Genomic DNA, 20,957 nt, shown 5'->3' on the forward strand with positions numbered 1-20,957 from the left:
GGGCGCTTTAATCGAATAAAAAGGAGAAAACATATTATATATGACTAATATGTTTTCTCCTTTATTTTTTATGGATTTTTATAATTCAGGTCTTGATAACTTCAGCAACCTTTTCTTTTTCTAAGCATATCAGAATTGTCTATGATATGCTTCTTTAATAATACAGAACTTTATTTTTTAATAATGTGAGAAAACACCCTCTATAAATTTAAAAAGGGTGTTTTCTAATGTATTTACTCTTTGTCTATAGTGTTGTCTGTTATGTGCATAGTGGATTATAGTACAACACCTTATTAGGTATATAGTTATAGTTGTTTATAGTTTTATTTGTTTTTTCGATTTAAGAAATCCAAACTTTACAACAATAAAGGCTGATAAGATTAACAAAAGAATAGCCCAAGGAAGTGTTTGTATTCCAATGATTTCCAAGAAAATTCCTCCTACAACACCTCCACCACCAATCGCCAAGTTCCAAGATGTTACAAGCATCGCTTGTGCTACGTCAGCATTTTCTCCGGCTGCTTCAGCAGATGCTGTCTGCAATAAAGTAGCAGCCCCACCAAAAGTAAGTCCCCAGATTGCAACACCTAAATAAATAGTAGTTGGAAAACTTATAGCTATTCCGATTAAAACGGATGCAAGGGCAAAACCGGCAAGACTTAGCAGTATTAATACACGTAACCATTGATCAATGAATATTCCTATTAACCAAATACCAATAACAGATGCTACGCCAAATATAAGTAACATTAGCTCTACAGTTCCTTTTAAGTCTGCACTAGCCAGATAAGGAGCAATATAAATATATAAAATATTGTGTGCAAGCACCCATGCAAGGACAACAATTAAGATTGGCCGTATACCAGGCAGGAAGAAAACTTTATTAAGAGGTTGTTTACTAGCCCTAGAATCCTGTCCAGAGAAATCAGGCAGCTTCCAAAGTATCCAGAAAACTAGGACAAGTGCCATTAATGACATGATTAGAAAAACAATCCTCCAACCGAATATGGAACCAAGAAATGTCCCGATAGGAACTCCTAATGCTAATGCAAGAGGAGTTCCCACCATAGCAACTGCCATTGCTTTCCCTTTTAATTTATCGGGTACTAATCGTCGGGCATAACCAGCAGTAATGCCCCATAGAACCCCTGCGGAGACCCCAGCAAAGAATCGAGCAACTATAGTTAATAAATAAACAGATGAAATTGCCGTTATTGTGTTAAATACAAAGAAACCAACAATACATAAAAGCAAAAGTGGACGTCTATTCCACCCACGGGTCGCCGTAACTATCGGTATAGCTGCTACAAGTGAACCAAGAGCATAAAATGTCACTAACTGACCTGCAAGTGATTCGGATATCGATAGGCCAGCACTAATTTGTAATAAAAGTCCTGCAGGAACTGACTCCGTTAATATACAAATAAACCCAGCCATAGCAAGTGCTAATAAGCCACTCCATGGAAGGTGAGATGCTGATTTTGATTTAGAATCCTGAAGAGCAATAGTAGAAGAAATATTTTTTTGAGACATGTTTAAAATCCTCCTTTTTCTATTAAAGCCGAAGAAAAATTACTTGATATTAATCTTCGTTTGAATATAATTAGTTTACAAAAAAGAAGAATCCTTTTACATACATGATTATAGGTGTTATCTCTTTTTTACTTTAAAATTAATCTTATTTACGTAACATTACTTATACAATTAAGGTGATGATTGTAATGGTGCTTTTAGCGATAAATATACTGTAAAAGGGAGCTTGTTCAATCAATATGATCATGAATTTGTAATGAACCGCTGACAGCAGCCGAATTATGGAAATCCTTTGGCTTCTATACGGCACCAATCATTGCAGCTGCCAAAATGTTGCATCTTGAAATCATTCCATTTGGGATGGTTTTACACTTTTTTCTGGCGAAGTGTTATAATAAATGTTTCCAACCAAGGAGAAGGTGACATTTTAAGTTTGGATACATACCAAGATTGGTGAGTAAATATAAGATGCTATTTATTATAAAAAGAAAAAGCGCTAAATGAAGGAGTAAAGATGAATAATTATAAATTAGTCATTCAATATGATGGTGGACGCTATAAAGGCTGGCAGCGGCTTGGCAATGGCGACAGTTCCATTCAAGGAAAAATAGAAAATGTGTTAACGGAGATGACGGGAGAAAAGGTCGAAATTATTGGCTGCAGCAGAACGGATGCAGGTGTTCATGCTCTTTCGCAAATTGCCAATTTTAAGATTAGCAACAATTTTACGGAATCGGAAATTAAGAATTACTTAAATAGATATTTACCCCAAGATATCAGTATTTTAGATGTTGTGTTAGTGCCTGAACGTTTTCATGCTCGGTATAATGCGAAGGATAAAACGTATTTGTATAAGATTTGGAACGAGGAATATACACATCCTTTCATGCGCAAGTACAGTATGCATGTAGAGCAAAAACTTGATATCGAAAAAATGAATCATGCAAGTCAACATTTTATCGGGAAACATGATTTTACTGCTTTTTCAAATGCGAAGTCTAAGAAAAAGTCGATGGTGCGTGAGATATATTCACTTCATATTGAAGAAGAGGCTGGATTCCTGCAAGTTAGAGTGCGTGGGGACGGGTTTCTTTATAATATGGTTAGGAAGATTGTCGGAACATTAATAGAAGTAGGATTAGGCAGAATAGATGCCAATCAGATCCCTGGAATATTAGATGCAAAAGAACGAAACCAAACCGGTGGCATGGCAGATGCATGTGGTCTTTATTTGGAAAAGGTTGATTTTTAACAACAGGATTAAAAAAACTACGACGTACAAAAAAAGCGTATCAGTTGGAAGTAATAGCAAAATACTATACGTAAAGCCTCTGAAGAATTGTTCCAGAGGCTTGCTTTTGTATACTTTTATAATGACTATTAAAAAAACTAGGAGTTTTTCTCATGAGCGACATATTAAGCGGTTATTATTATAAGGCAGTAGAACGAACAAAAGAAATGATTTTGGAGGATATAGACAAGTATTTGCAAGGGAAAAAGGAAATGCCTTCGTATGAGCAGTATTTACGGGAAAGAGAAGAATATATCAACCAAATTTGGTTAAATACGTGGCTGAATTCAGCAGCAAGCCATGCCTCTTTTGAGGAAAAGAAAAAGTATTTAACACACAAGGGTTTAAGTATAGAGGGTGAAAATAGAAAACTGATAAACAAACTGTTTCGAAATGAAATAAGAGAAATAAAACCGTATGATTATCATGATTGGCTAGACAGTCTTTTTGCTAATCAAAAATCTGCATGGGAAATACGATACATAAAGGCGAGAGAAGCATATTTAGACCAGCAAAAAAAGGAAAAACAACGAGATATTCGAACGAAATTAGATCGAAAGTTTCAATACTATATCAAACAAATATTAGATGAAGATTATGAGTATTTATACTTGTATGTTCGTTATTTAATAGGAAGCCACCTTGCCATTGAAATAGAAAGAAAAGGGATTACGCTATCCTCTGAGGAACTAACGTTTGATGAGTATTTGTACGATGAAATGGAGCTGCCGGATAATAAATTTCTTTTTTTAGAGGACTTAACAGAAACATATGAAGCGATCATTTTGCAGTATTTATTTGATTTTGGTCCAAATTGGCTAAAACAAACATTACCTGCCCACCTATATGAGGAATATGAGAAGGTCTTCCAAAAAGCGTTAACAGACTCCTATTTAAAGGAAGTGGGAATGGATCTTTTTGAAGATAGTTCTCTAGAATTTTTTGAGGACCTTCTTGAGGAAAACATTGCCGATTTGATGAAGCTGATTGATATTCCATTTGATCTAGAAACACATCAAGAAATTTATGAAAAAGATCGATTAAAAAGACAACAAAAAGAAATAGCGGATAGGGAAGAAAGGAAGCGGCGCAAAGAGGAAGAAGCACGAATGATTGATGATATTTTCGGCAGAGAATATAATCCTCCATCCGGCCGAAATATTCATTATGTCCTTCATGTGGGCGAAACAAATACAGGGAAAACATTTCAAGCAATAAAACGGATGAAAGAAGCAAATAGTGGACTGTATTTAGCTCCGCTTCGATTATTAGCACTTGAAGTGTATGAGAAATTAAATGCAGATAATGTGCTCTGTTCTTTAAAAACGGGGGAAGAAGAAAAACTGATAATGGGTGCAAACCATCTGTCATGTACAGTCGAAATGTTTCATGAAAAGGATTTTTATGAAGTAATTGTCATCGATGAATCGCAAATGATTGCAGATAAGGACAGAGGTTTCGCTTGGTATCGAGCGATAACAAAAGCAAATGCAAAAGAGGTCCATATTATTTGCAGCTTCCATGCAAAATCGATGATCCTTCAGCTTTTGGGTGAGTCTTATGTGGAAGTGCATGAATATGTAAGAGAGACACCTTTAGAAGTGGATTCCCAATTATTTCGTTTCAATCAAACACGAAAAGGAGATGCTCTTGTTTGCTTTTCGAGAAGAAGAGTGCTTGAAACGGCGTCAGAACTGCAAAGAACGGGTCGTCAAGTAAGTTTAATCTATGGAAGTATGCCGCCTGAAACAAGAAAAAAACAGATGCAGCGTTTTTTAAAGGGGGAGACATCCGTCATCGTATCAACAGATGCCATAGGAATGGGCTTAAATTTGCCGATTAGACGAATTGTATTTTTGGAGAATGACAAGTTTGATGGAACGAAGCGAAGATGGCTCACTTCTCAAGAAGTAAAACAAATTGCTGGACGTGCAGGACGGCGCGGTTTATATGATGTTGGAAGAGTTGCTTTTACAAGTGATCCGAAAAAAATGACGCAGCTTCTCGAACAAAAGGATGAAGAACTCACAGGATTTGCGATTGCCCCTACATCAGCTGTTTTAGAAAGATTTCAAAAATACGCGAATAACCTCGGGTTGTTTTTTCACTTATGGGATCGTTTTAAAAGTCCAGAGGGAACAAAAAAGGCTACTTTATCAGAAGAAAAAATATTATATGAAATGATTGAAGATACGATGGTAGAAGCAAGGTTATCTGTCAACGATTTATTTGGGTTTTTACGACTCCCTTTTGCTACAAGTGAACCTGCTTTAAGAGCACAATGGAAATTAAAAATGGAAGCACTTGTAGAAAATAAAGAACTGCCTGACCCATTAATAAAAGAATCTAGTCTAGAAGATATGGAGTTATCTTATAAATCAGTAGGCGTTCACCTTTTATTTTTATATAAATTAGGGAAAAGAACAGAAGCACATTACTGGGAAAGGGTAAGAGATGATATTAGCAGCAAAATACATGAACACTTAAAAGCTGGGATACCGACAAGAAAAAAGGTTTGCAGAATTTGTGGAGAGTCCCTTCCCACACGTTTTAAATATCAGGTTTGCAATGATTGTTATTTTGTAGGGAAGAAATAGTGAAAGTAAAAAGCTGACATTTTCGTCAGCTTTTAATCATTGTCCTTATTAAACCAAAGTGGTTCTTTGTCATCTACATCACCATTATAGTTGATGAGAATTTCTTCTCCTGCTTTTATATCGGTAAAAGCATAGAAGTCAAACGTATGGTTGGCAAAATTAATATCATAGGTTGCATTAGGTTCATACGAATGATTAAACAGCATGCCATAACCAAGAAGGACAGCCGTGTGATTTTTCCCATACTCAAAAACATAATCTTCGAGAAGTGTTTGCTCAATGTGTTTATGCTGGTCGTTAGGATAAGGAAGAACAGGTGCTGCATGTAACAGCGTACCTTTTTTTATATCGCATGTAGCGAAGACGCCTCTATTAAATTCTCCATCACTTAGTGGAGAGGTTTTTACTTCTATCAAATTTGTCACCTACTCATCTTTTAAGTTTCTATCTAACTGTAACATTGTTGTTGAAATAAAGGAAATAAATGTTTCGACCAATTCAATATGATGGACTTAAATATAGGTGCGGCTGTCCCATATGTCGGTTATATCGACTTATAGGACAGACCTTGAAAATGATGTGAATTCATCTTTTATTCCTGTATAAATGAGATGCAACGAACTATCTTATCTCATCTTGGATAAGAACAACAGGTACAAATAGATCATTAAGTGACTGTGTAAAGGTAAGAACCATGTCATCACCATCTCGTTCTATCTTGATCGGGCTGCCGTCAGCAAGCAGGCATGCTTCGCCATCTAAGAATATTTCTTTTACTTTTATTTTTGATCCGCTAGGCTTACCTAGAATCATCAAGTAAAGCTTATTGTCCTTTTTAGTAAAGCGAACAGCCTCTCCTGTCTCTGTGATTGCTTCCGCCTGTGTCCATGGCCGTGTACCGTATACTGCATCACCATTCTGCTTCAGCCAATTGCCGAATTTTGATAATCGGCTTAGTTGTTCACTAGGTATTTGTGCATCTTCACCACGAGGACCTACATTCAGCAGTAAATTGCCATTCTTGGACACAGCATCTATAAAATCTAAAAATAATGTCTCAAAATTGGCGTAGTCTTTATCGCTCTCATTGCGGTTATAGCCAAATGAATTTCCGATTCCACGTGTCATCTCCCATTTTTTTGCTTGTATTTCCGTGTATTTCGTATACTCTGGTGTAGCGAAATCGCTATGGGGAATGGCAGGTTGTACAAGAGCAGAGTGAATATCGGGATTTTTCTTTATCATTTGTTTTACCATTAAGTCCATCATGGCTCGTACAGGTTTCAGACCCATAATCTTGTTGGTTGAAGTGGCATGTTTCCAGCGGTCATTTACCACACCGTGTGGAACGGCATCATAATAGTAGGCAAACAAACGAAATAGTCTATCCTGATTATCTGGCCAGCAAATATCATTCCATAAAATATCCGGATGATATCGATCTATTAGCTCGCGGACTTGAGCATCAACGTATGCCGGATAGTCGCCGCCAGGTGTGAAAAAGGAATAATCCATAAACGTTCTTGAAATCCTGCGACGAAACGTCCAGTCTATTCCCCCTGAATAGTATATGCCAAAGCGCATGCCTTCCTTTCGAACCGCTTCAGCTAATTCACCGATAATGTCACGCTTGCTAAACCAATTATCCTCGTGTGAATTTTTCACCTTAGTAGGCCATAGACAAAAGCCATCATGGTGTTTTGAAACGATCACTACGTATTTAGCACCGGTGTCTCTAAAGGTTTTTGCCCAAGCAGAGGGATCCCAATCTTTCAGTCCATCCACAAACATCTCTTTAAATCCTTGATAGGGCATGTTGCCATAATTAGTTTTATGGTATTGAGCGGATGGTGTATTCGGGTCCTTAATAGCATTCCAATAGCCTTCAGCATAGGGGTAGTTTAACAGTGCCCGATCATAATCCGTCTTCAAAGTCTCCGCTAAACTACCTAAAGGTGCAAATCCAGGAACTGAGTACAACCCCCAGTGTATAAACACTCCAAATTTAGCATCTTCAAACCACTCCGGAACCTGGTGAGTATTGAGGGACTCCTTTGTTGGTTGATAATTTTTTTTATTCATTTACTGAACCTCCTATATTTAAAATCTAAACATCTCTTTATTTCCGTTTATTCAGCAATTACCAAGGCATATTTATATCATTATTGGCACAATAAATTTTACAGTAATCCGTTATATAGGAGTCTGCTTCTTCCATTAATGCACGTGCACCCTCTGGCCACATCTCCCTGTTTTGATTAACCTGAAGATAGGCATTCAAAAGCTGTTCATTCCCTCCAGTAGCAGATTCTGCCATGTTCATCCATTGTTTTGCAAGATTTTGCGCAACTGATTCAGAGGGTTGAATGCCAGCTGCATAAAAAGTCACGGCTTTAATGGATAGAGATTTCCATGTGTGAAAAATACTTATAATTTCATCAATGCTATGAAAGTGATTGTTAAATATCTGCTGTTGCTCTTTGGTGAAATCGGATGAATCCCAGGTTAGAAAATCACTGTTATTAAGTTTACTGATGAATGAAAACAGAAACTCCCAAGGAGGATTTTTTTTCACTTCAATAACCTCTCGACAAGCTTCAATAACTGCTAAGCTTGTGTGAGTTGATTCCATCTGTGAATATAAAACTGTAGATTGGTTTAAAAAAATCTTGTCCATCTCTTGCAAATCAGAAGTATGGACAAGTTTTTCCCGTATCTGCTGCAAGGAAAATCCCAGGTTTTTATAGAAAACAATTTGCTCTAGTTTTAAAATATCTGATTTGATGTAAAACCTGCGTCCATTTTCTGTTCTTCCAGAAGCGGGAAGAAGGCCGATGTTATCATAGTGCTGCAATGTTCGAATGGTTAAACCTGACATATTGGCAAAATCACCTATAAAATATCGCTGATCAGTCATATTTCCACTCCCGTTATATTTTAAAAAAAGGCTGTTTTCTCAAAGTTTGTTGTTTTTTACATATTATATTTGGAAAAGCGTTTCTTAGCAGCCAGAATACACGTAGACTCCTGTGGGAATGCGAGAAAGACGAGACCCCGCAGGAGCGTATGCGACGAGGAGGCTCGACGCTCGCCCACGGAAAGCGAAGTGTATTCTGGCTGCGGGTTAAATAACAACAATCTATACGAAAATAGCCTGAAAAAAACTTTGATATGTAAATTTTATTACATTACGTTACGTAATTAGCAAGTAGGAATTTCAAGTTATTTTGCGAGAGGATCTTAAAAAGTAAAACATACTTATTACGTGTTATTATTTTCTATTTTTATCAGCTGGTGGTAGGTCGTTTTATTCGATAATAAAAAATTTCGAGAGTGAAAATAATTAACTGATATGATATGATGGCAATATGAAAATATCATTGGCAGAAGTGAATAGTAGGAAGGCTGATGATACATAGGGAGCGAACAATATGCTAAATTGGAAACGTAATTTATGGATATTATGGATTGGGAGCTTTTTTACAGCAGCGAGTTTTTTTATGGTAATTCCTTTTTTGCCAATTTTTCTTCTGGAGATTAATGTGCATCAACATACGGAAATGTGGTCAGGGTTGATATTTAGCTCCGCTTTTTTTGCAGGAGCAATCTCTTCGCCTTTCTGGGGAAGGATAGCTGATAAATATGGGAGGAAGCCAATGATTATCCGAGCGGGGTTTGCTCTCTTTATCATCTATATTCTAGTTGCTTTTGTAACCAACCCGTATCAGTTATTAGCATTACGAATTATGCAGGGGTTATTATCTGGATTTATTCCAGGAGCTATTGCATTGGTCGGAACGAATACGCCAAGTGATAAAATAGGATATGCCCTTTCGATGATTTCCACGGCTACCGCTACGGGAGGCATTGTTGGACCTCTGCTGGGGGGATTAATTGCCGAATTTGTTGGAAATAGGTTAGCATTTGCCAGTGCTGCATTACTAGTCTTCATTGCGACGATTCTGGTCATTTTTTTGGTGAAAGAGGAGAATTTCACGCCAAGTAAGGAGCGTGGTTCTGTCAAAAATGATATTATGGTGGCTTATACAAATCGGCCCTTTATGCTAGTCCTTGTTTTAACTGTTGTAACAACCTGTTCGATCATGACGATTGAGCCGATTCTTCCCTTATATATTGTTGAACTTGGTGGTTCTTCTGATAAAGCTTCTTTAATTGCAGGTTTTGTATTCTCTCTTCCAGGACTCGCAAGTGCATTGATTGCTCCATACTGGGGGAAATGGGCAGACAAAGTAGGATTCGATAGAGTTCTATTCATTGGGCTGCTAGGTGGAGGACTTGGGACCTTAGCTCAAATAATATTCAGCGATATTTGGGGTTTTTCCATTACCCGCTTCGTTTTTGGCATATTTTTCTGTGCGGTCTTCCCTGCATTAAATGGTCTCGTTGTAAAGTCAACGGATGCTGATTTTCGTGGCAGGGCATTTGGATTAAACCAAACCGCCAATCAAATGGGAGGGATGATTGGTCCCATGATTGGCGGATTTATTGGCGGTATTCTTCCAGTTCAAAGTGTGTTTGTGATAACAGGCATGCTGCTGTTGGCAGCAACAGGACTAGCATATTGGAAAGCCAATGACTTAAATCCTGCTTTAAAGAGAAAAATAATGCCTGGAAAGTAGATGGAAAAAAGGGGTCAGACCCCTTTTTTGTGTGATTTAATAACTTCTTCACCAAATGTTAAGCATTCACTGCATATTGAAACACCTGGTCCTATAGCTAATTCTCCGATTTCTTCTTTACTTCTCCGGCAAAAGGAACAAGCATCAATGTATTCAGTATCCACTGTATTTTTAGGTTCTTTCTCGACTGCATTGTATAGCTCGTTTATTACTTTTGGTTCAATATAATCGAACTCGCCTTTTAATCTCAATGTAATAGTCGTATAAGCAATAGCCATCCCTTCATAGAAACGCTGTCTTTCTATTTGTTGGCTATTTTTAATTTTCTCTTCACAAAGCTGACTTAATTTCTCTAATTCTAAGATGGTGTCTTCAATTTTTGCACCTCGAAATGTTTTCTTTCGAAAATCTTGATCCATTCACATCATCAGTCCTTTCTATTTTAATGTATACAATTGTATACATTTTTCTTTCATTCTATTATCTGAACTAACTGAATATTCCTGCATCTTTTAATAAAAAATGCTGTTTTCTCAAAGTTTTTTGTTTTTTACGTAAAAAAATGAGAGAAGAAGTACTCAGCAGACTGAATACACGTAGCCTCCTGTGGGAATGCGAGAAAGACGAGACCCCACAGGAGCGTATGCGATGAGGAGGCTCGACGCTTGCTAAACGGACGAAGTGTATTCGGGCTGCGGGTTTAAAAGCAACAATCTATACGAAAACAACCAATAAAAATGATAAAAAAACCCATAAATTGCAAATCACTGACCTTGCTAGTGATGTATAGGTTTATCAATAAAAGAAAACCTATAATTGCTAACTATAATGTTAAGGAGTGGACATGTTGAAAAAAGGGATAAAAATAATGACTTCTGCAATTCTGTTATTTAGTTTAGCGGGTTGTACAGTTGGTGGTAACAATAATGCATCACGCAAGGAAAGCAATAATCGGATGACAAATGTGAAAAATGAAAATACCAATATAATAAATGTTGAAAATGGTGGGAAAGATAGATCACCAAACAAATCAACTGGATTTGTTTCTAATGCAGACCTGGATAAGCATGTTATTTTTCAAAGTTTCAGTCTGTATCAGCCATATGAAAGCAATATGTATAAAATATTCCAAAAAAATAGTGCCATGTTAAATAAATGGAAAATTTCCGATGTCTGGATGCCGCCTGCTTACCGAGCATTTGGTCAATCGTACTATGGCGAAGGGTATGCGATCATGGATAGATATGATTTAGGAGAATTTGCTCAAGGTCAGAATGGTAAAAAGCAAACAAAATATGGAACGAGTGGAGAACTTAAGAAGTTAATATCAGGCTTGCATAAAAAGGGCATTCGCGTCCAAGAAGATCTTGTACCAAATCAAATGATGGGGCTGCCGAAACCAGAAATTGCTAGTATAACTGCTGTTGACCAATATGGAAATGAAAACAATGCAAATGTGAAAGACAAACTTGTTGAACTTTATAGCAAGGGTGGGGGACAAGGCCAGGCAAAATACGGAGTCATCAAGGAATGGAATCACACTTATTTTAATGGTACAGGCCCTCAGCAATTGGGGATTTACCGAGTGATGGTGGATGAAAATAAGAAACCATACCGTTATTATGGGCCTAATGACAAGAACAATCACCTTCCGAGCTGGTTAGAAAATACAGATGCTCAAAAATACGGAAAAATCAATACGATAGATAATTATTTAACAGTAGATGGAGCTTTTGCAGTTAAAGGAGCCAATACAGAAAAGGATCAAGTATGGCGTTCTCTTCTTCTTTATTATGTTGATCGACAAGAAGGATCTACGAAACAGAACTATTTGGATTATATGAGAGCGAATGGCTTTAGTGGAAACAGTGATGAGGAAGTAAGACAAAAAATAATAGCAGGCGACAGCACTGCAGTTACGAAATTAACGGACAGTTATATTAGTGCACAGCCAGGCTACTCTGCAGCATCTGACCCGCAAAGTATTATGCGTTTTAATAATGGTGTCAATGAAAATGTAAATAAAAATGTGTTGCAATACGAATTTTTAATTGGAACAGATATCGATAATACGAATCAAAAAGTCCAACAGGAACAAGCCAATTGGGCAAAATTTTTAATCGATCAATATGGTTTTGATGGATTTCGCATCGATGCAGCATCTCATTACAACACAGATATTCTTTCAGGGCTGCATGATTTAATAAGTAATCGTTTTGGCAAAAATTTAAACAATCATTTAAGTTATATAGAATCCTATACGGATAACCAAGTGGATTTTGAAAATAGTATAAACAATGGGCAATTAGTATATGACCACAAGCAATGGGCTGCTATGAGAGACAGTTTAGGGAAGGCCAGTAACCCAAGTCCTTTAAGCAATATAATAAACTCTTCCTTTGTTGATCGAACAAACCAAAATGCAAAAAAAGTTCCGAACTGGTCATTTGTAAACAACCATGATCAAGAACATAATATTTTAGAAAAAATTCTAGTGTCCGAAGCAGAAGCGAATGGGGCAAAACCACATACATTACAGCATGAAGCCATTCAGTTTAAAAAGTATGCAAAGGATCGGGAAAAAACAGATAAGGAATATGCTCCATATAATGTCCCAAGTCAATATGCATACATTTTAACGAATAAAGATACCGTTCCAACTGTCTTTTATGGAGATATGTATAAATCAGATGATCCATATATGGCAACTAAAACTGTCTATTATGATTTAATAGTCAAGCTGTTAGGTGTACGGAATCAGTACGTTTCAGGAGATCAAAAAATTACCTATTTCCCATCTAATACTTCCTCGACACCAGGAAATGATTTAATTGCCAGTGTTCGTTATGGAACAAACAAAAATTCGGGAGTGGCAACGATTATTGGAAATAATCCAAATACAAATGCGACAATTAATGTAGACATGGGTAAAGGACATGCCAATCAAACATTTGAAGATGCATTAAGTTTTAACAAGGATAAGTTAAAAACAGACAAAGATGGAATTTTAACAGTAACAGTAAAAGGTATCAAAAATCCGTTAGTAAATGGGTATTTAGCTGTATATGTACCTTCGAAAGAAGCTGGAAAACGAGTAAATAGAAATAAAGGAAATAATGGAATAGTAGGAAAGATAAACAAAAATATAAGAGACAAATATGATAGAAAAATTAATGGGCATAGATGGCAGCAAGATGAAGAATTAAGACAATGGAAAAGATGGATTAAAAGACAAGATTAAGTATACTATTTAGATAAAAAATAAAATCCTCTGGAAAATTTTCCAGAGGATTACTGTATTTTATTTAAATAATGCACTAACAGATTTATTCTCATAAACGTTAATGATCGCGTCACTAATTAATGTCGCAACGGAAAGTTGGGTAATTTTATCGATTCTTTTTTCTTCTGGAAGGGCAATGCTGTTTGTAACGATTAGTTCTTTTAGTTTCGATTCTTTTATTTTTTCGATGGAAGGTTTAGATAGAACAGGATGTGTACAGCAAGCATATACTTCTTGTGCGCCATTTTCTAATAATGCTTTTGTTGCGTTTGTGATTCTTTTCGCAGTATCAACGATATCGTCGATTATGATTGCTGTTTTGCCTTCGATATTCCCAACGATATTGATTTCTCCTGCATCAAAGTCTCGAGGTCCCCGCTTATCAATAATGGCAATTGGTGCTTTTAATCGATCAGCCATTTGGCGAGCACGCGTTACACTTGCATGATCAGGCGCCACGACTACGACATCATGAGCAAACTCTTTTGTACTTAAATACTGGGATAGTATTGGCATACCAACTAATTGATCCACTGGTATATTAAAGAAGCCTTGAGTTTGTGGTGCATGAAGGTCTAATGTAATAACACGATGTGCACCTGACTTTTGAATTAAATTAGCAATTAATTTAGCGGTAATCGGCTCCCTTGGATGAGCTTTACGGTCTTGACGAGCATAACCGTAATATGGAATTACCACATTGATCGATTTTACGGATGCACGTTTTAACGCATCAATCATGATAAGAAGCTCCATAATGCTTTGGTTCACTGGCTCACTAGTCGATTGGATGACAAAAACATCACTGCCGCGAACGCTTTCCTCAATATTGATTTGAATTTCTCCGTCACTAAACTTCTTTACGGAGCATCTTCCTAGTTCAATTCCTATCGTTTCAACGATTTCTTGTGCTAACGCTGGATTGGAGTTTAATGAAAAAACTTTTAATTTGGATCCTAGATATGTATCTGGCACGAAAAATTCCTCCTATAAGATAAAGTGTTCTATATAGTTCTAATAATTCCAAAAATAATCTAGCTATACTGTATTTTAGGTTAGTGCATGTACCTTTGCAATACATTATGTGATTAAATGCAAGTTTTTATATAAGTGCATTAATATACGAGGCGTTGTGAATTAAAAAATTGGCAAGAATGCCGGGTAAATTTTGATAATTCCGCGAAAACTTGATAGTTTCCGGAGAAAATAGTAAATATATTTAAATTCTCAAATAAATTAGGTATTGATTTTTACTAGCAAACCAGTATATTATTTAGTTAATAATGATAATCGTTATCATTTAATGTTTAGACAACATAGGAGGGAAATAAATGTCAGCAAATACATATTCATTAAGTAACAAATATTCCTTTTCTTTACTTGTAATCATTTTATCTTTTGTCATGTTTTTAGCTGGTTGTGGAAATCAATCATCACAAGAAGCTTCTAAAGATAGCAAAGGTACTGAACAGAAAGAATCTACGGATTCAGAAAGTGTTCGTGAAATAAAACATGCGATGGGTACAACAAAAATCAAAGGAACACCAAAAAGAATAGTTACCTTATATCAAGGGGCTACAGATGTCGCAGTTGCATTAGGAGTTAAACCAGTAGGTGTTGTAGAATCTTGGGTACAACAACCTGTTTATAATTATTTAAGAAAAGATTTAGAAGGTGTACAACAGGTTGGTTTGGAAACACAGCCAAATCTAGAGGAGATCGCTAAACTTAAACCAGACTTAATTATTGCTTCAAAGTTGCGTCACGAAAAAGTTTATGAACAACTTTCGCAAATTGCTCCAACAGTGACGCATGATACAGTGTTTAAATTTAAAGAAACGGTTGATTTGATGGGGAAAGCGATGAATAAAGAAAAAGAAGCAAATCAACTTTTAGTAGATTGGGATAATCGGATTGAAGATTTTAAAGGGAAAATTACAGATAAGTTAGGTGATCAATGGCCAATTGAGGTATCAGTACTTAACTTTAGAGCAGACCATGCACGTATTTATATAACAGGTTTTGCTGGTGATATTTTAAGCGAGCTTGGGTTTGTGCGGCCTGAATCTCAACAAAAAGCTGAGAAAGAAGGCAATGTAGTACTTCAGTTAACAACTAAGGAAAGTATTCCTTCCATGAATGCAGATGTATTCTTCATTTTTAATGCTGATGGGCACAATGCAGATGCCGAAGCAATTCAGAAGACATATGATGAATGGACAAACCATCCGCTATGGAAAAATCTTGATGCTGTTAAAAATAATCGTACTTATATGGTGGATGAGGTTGCATGGAATATGGGCGGAGGCTATATTTCGGCAAACGATATGTTAGATCAAATCTATGATCGTTTTGATTTAGAAAAATAGGTGACTATTAGATTAGGTTGGAGGGACTCCTCCTCCTAATTTTTTCATATAAAACTCCTATGGAGACTCGTGCCTCATTTCCACTATCTCACAAGAAAAAGGCAGATTCTCACCTAATAAAGGCAGAGCGAGCGGAGTCACACCCTCCCCATAGGGAAAAAACAACATACCAAGCACAATCACTCGGCAGATCCGACCCCTTTTACATATAAAAATTATTTTGAAAAGAGTGAGATTATGAAACCATTATTTCCTCGAACCTCACTAAAGATTCTTGGGCTTTTAATTGGTCTATGTATTTTGTTTATTTCTATTTTATCAAGCATGGTGTTTGGTCAAACATTGACACCTATTCGTACTGTAATGAATGCTTTTCTTCATTTTGATGAATCTTCTACAGAACATATTATTATAACAACTACTCGTCTTTCAAGGGTAGTAATTGCTACCGTAATCGGAGCAAGTCTAGCTATAGCTGGCGCACTTTTGCAGGCACTAACTAGAAATCCACTTGCTGCCCCTGATATTTTTGGAATAAATGCAGGAGCTTTATTTTTTGTTGTAGCAGCCACCGTTTTTTTCTCTGTTCATTCACTAATTTATTTGATGTGGATTGCATTTTTAGGAGCAGCTGTTGCTGCCATCATGGTTTTTTTTCTTGGCTCACTCGGAAGGGATGGTTTGTCGCCAATTAAGATTGTATTAGCGGGCGCTGCTTTGACTGCCCTTTTTAGTTCTTTTACACAAGGGCTGCTTGTGATAGATGAACAAAGTTTAGAAGGGGTATTATTTTGGATAGGTGGCACGGTTGCGGGAAGAACATTAGATATGCTGGAGCCAGTTTTACCTTTCTTGTTAGGGGCAGGTATTTTGTCCTTCTTTTTAGGAAACGCCGTCAATATTTTAACGACGGGAGAAGATATTGCGAAAGGATTAGGACAACAGACTATTTTAGTTAAAATTCTAATGGCGATTGTTATTGTTTTTTTAGCTGGTGGATCCGTGGCAGTAGGTGGTTTAATTGGTTTTATTGGATTAATTGTACCTCATATGGTTCGTGGCTTAGTAGGTATTGATTATCGGTGGATTATCCCCTACTGTGCAATTTATGGTGCAAGTTTGCTGCTGCTGGCAGATGTTGCAGCAAGGTTTGTCATTATGCCTGAAGAAATGCCAATTGGAGTAATGACAGCAATGATTGGTGCGCCATTTTTCATTTATATTGCACGAAGGGGGTTTAGCAAGGAATGAGGAAACATACTATTATACGGAATCGATCAGGTTCGATTTCCTTATTGATTGAAAATAAAGCAGTTTTTGTATTCCTATTGCTTTTGTTCTTATCTTTACTGTTATTTATTATAGGTTTGTCAGTAGGCAGTACGATGATCAACCCCTTATTCATTATTCAACATTTGCTAGGGTTAGGGAATGGGGAATATGCTTTTGTTATAGAAACGCTTAGACTTCCTAGAATGGTTCTTTCTTTTCTTGCAGGAATTTGCCTAGCAGTATCTGGACTAATTTTGCAAGGAGTGGTCCGAAATCCATTAGCTTCCCCTGATATTATTGGGATTACGAGTGGCAGTGCAGTAGCTGCAGTTGCATTTATTACCTATTTTCCGGAAGTTAATATTAAATTACTTCCATTTATAGCGATTGTAGGTGCAGGAGTTGCTTGCCTCCTAATCTATATATTAGCTTGGAAAAAGGGAGTTACACCAATAAGGCTTGTGCTCATTGGTATAGGAGTTCAAGTTACAATGGGAGCTATTATAACGATGTTAATGGTGCTAAGTCCTACGTACTCTACCAGTGAAGCCTATATTTGGTTGACAGGCAGCGTTTATGGAGCAAATTGGAATAATGTTTATTCTATGTTGCCATGGGTGTTAATCTTTGTTCCGCTTTCATTAATAATGTCTCGAAAAGTTAATGTTCTTGAACTAGGGGATGATCTGGCACTAAGTTTAGGGTCAAAAGTGCAATTAACTCGCTTTGGTTTAATAGGTATTAGTGTAGCTTTGGCTGGTGCTGCAGTTGCATTTGCCGGAGGAATAGGTTTTGTAGGTTTAATTGCACCTCATATTGCTAGAAAACTTGTTGGAAGATCATTCGGAAGTTTAGTACCAGTTTCTGCGTTAATTGGGGGAATAATAGTTGTATTAGCAGATATTGTTTCGAGAACAGCCTTTTTACCACTAGACCTGCCTGCAGGAGTTTTTGTATCTGGTATGGGTGCACCATTTTTTATTTATTTATTATACAAAAATCGTAATATGTAAATTAATAAAACTTTTTAAAAAGGAGCTGTGACGATGAGTGTGCTGGAAGCAAGTTCTCTAACACTGTGTTATAGTGACAAAATTATTATAGAAGATCTTGATTTAAAGATTCCGACTGGAGAAATTACAGTATTCGTTGGAGCAAATGGCTGTGGGAAGTCGACATTATTGCGTTCGCTTGCTAGACTTTTAAAACCCCAATCTGGTCAAATCCTTCTAGAAGGAGATGCAGTAGAAAATTTATCTACTAAAGAAGTGGCAAAACGACTTGCTATTTTACCACAGGGGCCAATTGCACCGGAAGGCCTTACCGTTTTACAACTTGTGAAACAAGGAAGATACCCGCATCAAAGCTGGTTAAAGCAATGGTCAACTGAAGATGAAATAGTTGTTAATCAAGCACTTGAAGCTACCAAAATGAAAGAATTTGCAGAAAGAACAGTTGATTCCTTATCAGGTGGACAGCGGCAAAGAGCATGGATTGCGATGACTTTAGCGCAGGATACAGATATTATTTTACTGGATGAACCAACAACTTATTTAGATATGACCCATCAAATCGAAATTTTAGACCTATTATTTGAACTAAATGAACAGGAAAATAGAACCGTGGTAATGGTTTTACATGATTTAAACTTAGCGTGCCGGTATGCCCATAATATTGTAGCTGTTAGTAATCAAAAGGTATATTCACAAGGAAGGCCAGAAGAAGTAATAACTCAAGATATGGTCAAAGATGTTTTTCACATGAATTGTGAAATTACGAAAGATCCGTTATTTGGGACTCCTTTATGTATTCCGCATGGAAAAGGGAGAAAAGTAAAAGAAAATGCAATTGTAGTTTGAATTAAAAACTGGAATACCTATATAAAACATTTCGATTACAATAAAAAAAGTTATTATATCTAGTATGGATGAACCATCTTTTTGACTGACTAATAATCGCAATTCAATTTAAGGATGATAAAAAATGAGCAGCATTGTAATGAATAAGCTTAAAGCGTTTGATATACATTTTGAACATGAGAATTCTAAGGAGATTGCCATATTAGATTTGTTAAATGAAGAAAAATGTTTGGCATTTTTACAAAAACATATGACTGAGATAAAAGCCCCGAATTTTTCGATAGCAGCTTCCATGTTTTCTAAAAGATATGCTTATCTTGTCGTGTCGTCCACTTTATATAGCATGGTAGAGTTCAACGGTATTCTCCATTTTCCAGTAAAAGCTTGCACATTAAGTAGAGAACGGAAATTATGTATTCAAACAGGTATGTGTAAATGGCAGGAAGTAAAGAGTATGAAGAGGGAACAATGGCGTGAAAACGTACTGCGCGATCTTTTTTCATCACATATAACGCCGGTTTTAGAGATATTGAATAAGACATCCCGCATTCCAACATCCATATTGTGGGAAAACGTGGCCATTCGGATTAACTCAATTTATCGGAAAATACTAGCAGAAGAATGTGATCCTATTAAAATAGAAAGGGTAAACAGCGACTTTCATTTCTTGAAAAATGCAAGTGGAGACTTGTTTAATTTAAAAGAGAATCCGATTACATATTATTTGAAAATAGGAGAGGAACTTAAATTGAATCCATGTCGGAAAACGTGCTGCATGTACTATAAATTAGAAAAAGATGTTCGGTTATTGTGGCAATTGCCCAATTAAAAATAAGCAGTCAAAAGCAGAAAACTAGTAAACTCGTTTCAGTAAGCTAAAACTTTGGGAATGAGGTGAAAGAGTATACTTCACTTGGTTAGATCTTGATTATCTATATGTCTAAACCCTTAAAATACAAAGTGGGGAAAATTAATAATAACTTTACAAATAGTAAAACCTATAAAATCATCCATAATATCATAAAGAAAAAATGCTTTTGATAGAAAATATGAGAAAAACGTATTATGAGTTAGTTTTTACCATAAAAATCATAAATAGTGGTTAATTTTGCACGAAAATAGTTAAATTAAAGGATATTTATCCCTTTACAAGCAGAAATTTGAGGAGTAATATTACGTTCATAAAATGTTGCATTAACATTTTAAACAGTCGCTGAATCCTATGTTGGAGCGGAGGAACCATAAATTGGGGTGAATTCTTTTTGTTAGGGCAACTCTTATTGTCCGAACCCGACAGCTAACTTCGCAAGCGTTATAAGAGAAAGGAAGTGACATAGAAAAGTAGATGAATTTAAATAAGGCAAAGAATGATTCCTATTATCGCTTAATCCGATAGGAGCGGGGGACCCAATTTTGTGATGCAAAGTGATCACTTGGGGTGAATCCAGGAAACTGGTAGGGCTACTCTTATAGCCCGAATCCGACAGCTAACTCCGTAAGCGTTATGAGAGAGGGGATTTCTTGTGATTTTTAAAAATCACTGAGAACCCTCAGTGGTCTTTTTTATGCCTTTATAAGAAAAAAATAACATATTTTACAAAAAAAGTCGCTTAATCTTATTAAAGAGCGGGGGAACCATTTTGCATGATTTTTACATGCTAGGGGTGAATCTTAACAAAAATGTTAAGAAGGGATACTCTCTGTCCCGAATCCGACAGCTAACCCCGTAAGCGTTGTGAGAGGAACCAAAAAAATTGTGGATAGACAATGCTTCTTTAGTGATGTCTAAAACCCGCATGAAGGTCCTCTTCTTGCGGGTTTTTTGTATTCATTTTTGAGATAAGTATAATTATTTAAACAAGTACACAAACTTTTTTATTAATGTACTAACTAAAAATATCCTATGGAAATGAAAGAGGGGAATGGAATCATGCTCGATATTTTAATGGTTGGAATCTTTATTCTTTTGCCAATTCTTATGGTTGGTTTAACAAAGTGGTCGTCGCAAGTGATTAATCAAGGAAGTGAAAAGCAATGATTATTTTATTTGTGTTGGCATGTTTGGTTTCTATCTATCTTTTATATGTGTTAATCAATCCAGAAAAATTCTAAT

The 20,957-nt window shown here is 36.3% G+C and carries 17 protein-coding genes and 3 riboswitches; of the genes, 11 read left to right on the top strand and 6 right to left on the bottom strand.

Annotated elements, in window-relative coordinates:
- Positions 1-315: 315 nt before the first annotated feature.
- On the bottom strand, positions 316-1,533 hold the full coding sequence (locus ACTYA4_RS18505; RefSeq protein WP_443481224.1) for an MFS transporter: 1,218 nt from the start codon (positions 1,531-1,533) through the stop codon (positions 316-318).
- Positions 1,534-2,047: 514 nt separating this feature from the next.
- Here ACTYA4_RS18505 and truA point away from each other — a divergent pair.
- Positions 2,048-2,785, top strand: a complete 738-nt coding sequence (gene truA / locus ACTYA4_RS18510) for a tRNA pseudouridine(38-40) synthase TruA (RefSeq protein WP_443481223.1) — start codon at positions 2,048-2,050, stop codon at positions 2,783-2,785.
- Positions 2,786-2,937: 152 nt separating this feature from the next.
- Complete coding sequence (locus ACTYA4_RS18515) at positions 2,938-5,421, top strand: DEAD/DEAH box helicase (protein ID WP_443481222.1); 2,484 nt, start codon at positions 2,938-2,940, stop codon at positions 5,419-5,421.
- 32 nt (positions 5,422-5,453) lie between these two features.
- On the opposite strand, the gene ACTYA4_RS18520 is transcribed toward ACTYA4_RS18515, so the two are convergent.
- From ACTYA4_RS18520 to ACTYA4_RS18530, 3 genes are all read right to left on the bottom strand, one after another.
- Positions 5,454-5,837: an SET domain-containing protein gene (locus ACTYA4_RS18520; RefSeq protein WP_443481221.1), complete on the bottom strand. Its 384-nt coding sequence runs from the start codon at positions 5,835-5,837 to the stop codon at positions 5,454-5,456.
- A 205-nt stretch (positions 5,838-6,042) separates the two neighbouring features.
- Complete coding sequence (locus ACTYA4_RS18525; RefSeq protein ID WP_443481220.1) at positions 6,043-7,503, bottom strand: alpha-L-fucosidase; 1,461 nt, start codon at positions 7,501-7,503, stop codon at positions 6,043-6,045.
- A 58-nt stretch (positions 7,504-7,561) separates the two neighbouring features.
- Positions 7,562-8,338 (bottom strand): MerR family transcriptional regulator, encoded by a 777-nt coding sequence (locus tag ACTYA4_RS18530; RefSeq protein WP_443481219.1) that lies wholly within the window; start codon positions 8,336-8,338, stop codon positions 7,562-7,564.
- Between the two features lie 514 nt (positions 8,339-8,852).
- On the opposite strand from ACTYA4_RS18530, the gene ACTYA4_RS18535 reads away from it, so the two are divergent.
- Complete coding sequence (locus tag ACTYA4_RS18535; protein ID WP_445505829.1) at positions 8,853-10,061, top strand: MFS transporter; 1,209 nt, start codon at positions 8,853-8,855, stop codon at positions 10,059-10,061.
- Positions 10,062-10,075: 14 nt separating this feature from the next.
- Here the strand turns inward: ACTYA4_RS18535 and ACTYA4_RS18540 are convergent, their stop codons facing one another.
- Positions 10,076-10,480, bottom strand: a complete 405-nt coding sequence (locus tag ACTYA4_RS18540) for a ClpX C4-type zinc finger protein (RefSeq protein WP_443481217.1) — start codon at positions 10,478-10,480, stop codon at positions 10,076-10,078.
- Between the two features lie 425 nt (positions 10,481-10,905).
- On the opposite strand from ACTYA4_RS18540, the gene ACTYA4_RS18545 reads away from it, so the two are divergent.
- Positions 10,906-13,302 carry a glycoside hydrolase family 70 protein gene (locus ACTYA4_RS18545; protein WP_445505830.1) on the top strand — a complete coding sequence of 799 codons (2,397 nt, stop codon included), beginning with the start codon at positions 10,906-10,908 and terminating at the stop codon, positions 13,300-13,302.
- Positions 13,303-13,362: 60 nt separating this feature from the next.
- Here ACTYA4_RS18545 and ACTYA4_RS18550 read toward each other — a convergent pair whose 3' ends face one another.
- On the bottom strand, positions 13,363-14,319 hold the full coding sequence (locus ACTYA4_RS18550) for a ribose-phosphate diphosphokinase (protein ID WP_443481215.1): 957 nt from the start codon (positions 14,317-14,319) through the stop codon (positions 13,363-13,365).
- A gap of 356 nt (positions 14,320-14,675) precedes the next feature.
- Here ACTYA4_RS18550 and ACTYA4_RS18555 point away from each other — a divergent pair, with 356 nt between their 5' ends.
- The 7 genes from ACTYA4_RS18555 (at position 14,676) to kdpF (ending at position 20,956) form a co-directional block, all read left to right on the top strand.
- Positions 14,676-15,713, top strand: a complete 1,038-nt coding sequence (locus ACTYA4_RS18555) for an ABC transporter substrate-binding protein (RefSeq protein WP_443481214.1) — start codon at positions 14,676-14,678, stop codon at positions 15,711-15,713.
- Between the two features lie 237 nt (positions 15,714-15,950).
- Complete coding sequence (locus ACTYA4_RS18560) at positions 15,951-16,964, top strand: FecCD family ABC transporter permease (RefSeq protein WP_443481213.1); 1,014 nt, start codon at positions 15,951-15,953, stop codon at positions 16,962-16,964.
- Positions 16,961-17,998 (top strand): FecCD family ABC transporter permease, encoded by a 1,038-nt coding sequence (locus tag ACTYA4_RS18565; protein ID WP_443481212.1) that lies wholly within the window; start codon positions 16,961-16,963, stop codon positions 17,996-17,998. The genes ACTYA4_RS18560 and ACTYA4_RS18565 overlap by 4 nt, the downstream gene beginning before the upstream one ends.
- 33 nt (positions 17,999-18,031) lie before the next feature.
- On the top strand, positions 18,032-18,844 hold the full coding sequence (locus ACTYA4_RS18570) for an ABC transporter ATP-binding protein (RefSeq protein ID WP_443481211.1): 813 nt from the start codon (positions 18,032-18,034) through the stop codon (positions 18,842-18,844).
- A 124-nt stretch (positions 18,845-18,968) separates the two neighbouring features.
- Complete coding sequence (locus tag ACTYA4_RS18575; protein WP_445505831.1) at positions 18,969-19,673, top strand: IucA/IucC family C-terminal-domain containing protein; 705 nt, start codon at positions 18,969-18,971, stop codon at positions 19,671-19,673.
- 372 nt (positions 19,674-20,045) lie between these two features.
- Positions 20,046-20,172: riboswitch (cyclic di-AMP (ydaO/yuaA leader) on the top strand.
- Positions 20,173-20,215: 43 nt separating this feature from the next.
- Positions 20,216-20,362, top strand: a riboswitch (cyclic di-AMP (ydaO/yuaA leader).
- A gap of 79 nt (positions 20,363-20,441) precedes the next feature.
- Positions 20,442-20,591, top strand: a riboswitch (cyclic di-AMP (ydaO/yuaA leader).
- 183 nt (positions 20,592-20,774) lie between these two features.
- A complete protein-coding gene (locus tag ACTYA4_RS18580; RefSeq protein ID WP_443481209.1) occupies positions 20,775-20,882 on the top strand; it encodes a signal peptide protein in 108 nt (35 codons plus the stop codon).
- Positions 20,879-20,956, top strand: a complete 78-nt coding sequence (gene kdpF / locus ACTYA4_RS18585; RefSeq protein ID WP_443481340.1) for a K(+)-transporting ATPase subunit F — start codon at positions 20,879-20,881, stop codon at positions 20,954-20,956. Before ACTYA4_RS18580 ends, kdpF begins: the two co-directional genes overlap by 4 nt.
- Position 20,957 lies beyond the last annotated feature (1 nt).

The sequence above is a fragment of the Niallia yueguangensis genome, from assembly GCF_052663115.1.

What these genes read in the sequence shown, in the direction of transcription:
- ACTYA4_RS18505 (WP_443481224.1), bottom strand. Translation starts at nt 1,533, where the DNA reads ATGTCTCAAAAAAATATTTCTTCTACTATTGCTCTTCAGGATTCTAAA.
- truA (WP_443481223.1), top strand. Translation starts at nt 2,048, where the DNA reads ATGAATAATTATAAATTAGTCATTCAATATGATGGTGGACGCTATAAA.
- ACTYA4_RS18515 (WP_443481222.1), top strand. Translation starts at nt 2,938, where the DNA reads ATGAGCGACATATTAAGCGGTTATTATTATAAGGCAGTAGAACGAACA.
- ACTYA4_RS18525 (WP_443481220.1), bottom strand. Translation starts at nt 7,503, where the DNA reads ATGAATAAAAAAAATTATCAACCAACAAAGGAGTCCCTCAATACTCAC.
- ACTYA4_RS18530 (WP_443481219.1), bottom strand. Translation starts at nt 8,338, where the DNA reads ATGACTGATCAGCGATATTTTATAGGTGATTTTGCCAATATGTCAGGT.
- ACTYA4_RS18535 (WP_445505829.1), top strand. Translation starts at nt 8,853, where the DNA reads ATGCTAAATTGGAAACGTAATTTATGGATATTATGGATTGGGAGCTTT.
- ACTYA4_RS18540 (WP_443481217.1), bottom strand. Translation starts at nt 10,480, where the DNA reads ATGGATCAAGATTTTCGAAAGAAAACATTTCGAGGTGCAAAAATTGAA.
- ACTYA4_RS18545 (WP_445505830.1), top strand. Translation starts at nt 10,906, where the DNA reads ATGTTGAAAAAAGGGATAAAAATAATGACTTCTGCAATTCTGTTATTT.
- ACTYA4_RS18555 (WP_443481214.1), top strand. Translation starts at nt 14,676, where the DNA reads ATGTCAGCAAATACATATTCATTAAGTAACAAATATTCCTTTTCTTTA.
- ACTYA4_RS18560 (WP_443481213.1), top strand. Translation starts at nt 15,951, where the DNA reads ATGAAACCATTATTTCCTCGAACCTCACTAAAGATTCTTGGGCTTTTA.
- ACTYA4_RS18565 (WP_443481212.1), top strand. Translation starts at nt 16,961, where the DNA reads ATGAGGAAACATACTATTATACGGAATCGATCAGGTTCGATTTCCTTA.
- ACTYA4_RS18570 (WP_443481211.1), top strand. Translation starts at nt 18,032, where the DNA reads ATGAGTGTGCTGGAAGCAAGTTCTCTAACACTGTGTTATAGTGACAAA.
- ACTYA4_RS18575 (WP_445505831.1), top strand. Translation starts at nt 18,969, where the DNA reads ATGAGCAGCATTGTAATGAATAAGCTTAAAGCGTTTGATATACATTTT.
- ACTYA4_RS18580 (WP_443481209.1), top strand. Translation starts at nt 20,775, where the DNA reads ATGCTCGATATTTTAATGGTTGGAATCTTTATTCTTTTGCCAATTCTT.
- kdpF (WP_443481340.1), top strand. Translation starts at nt 20,879, where the DNA reads ATGATTATTTTATTTGTGTTGGCATGTTTGGTTTCTATCTATCTTTTA.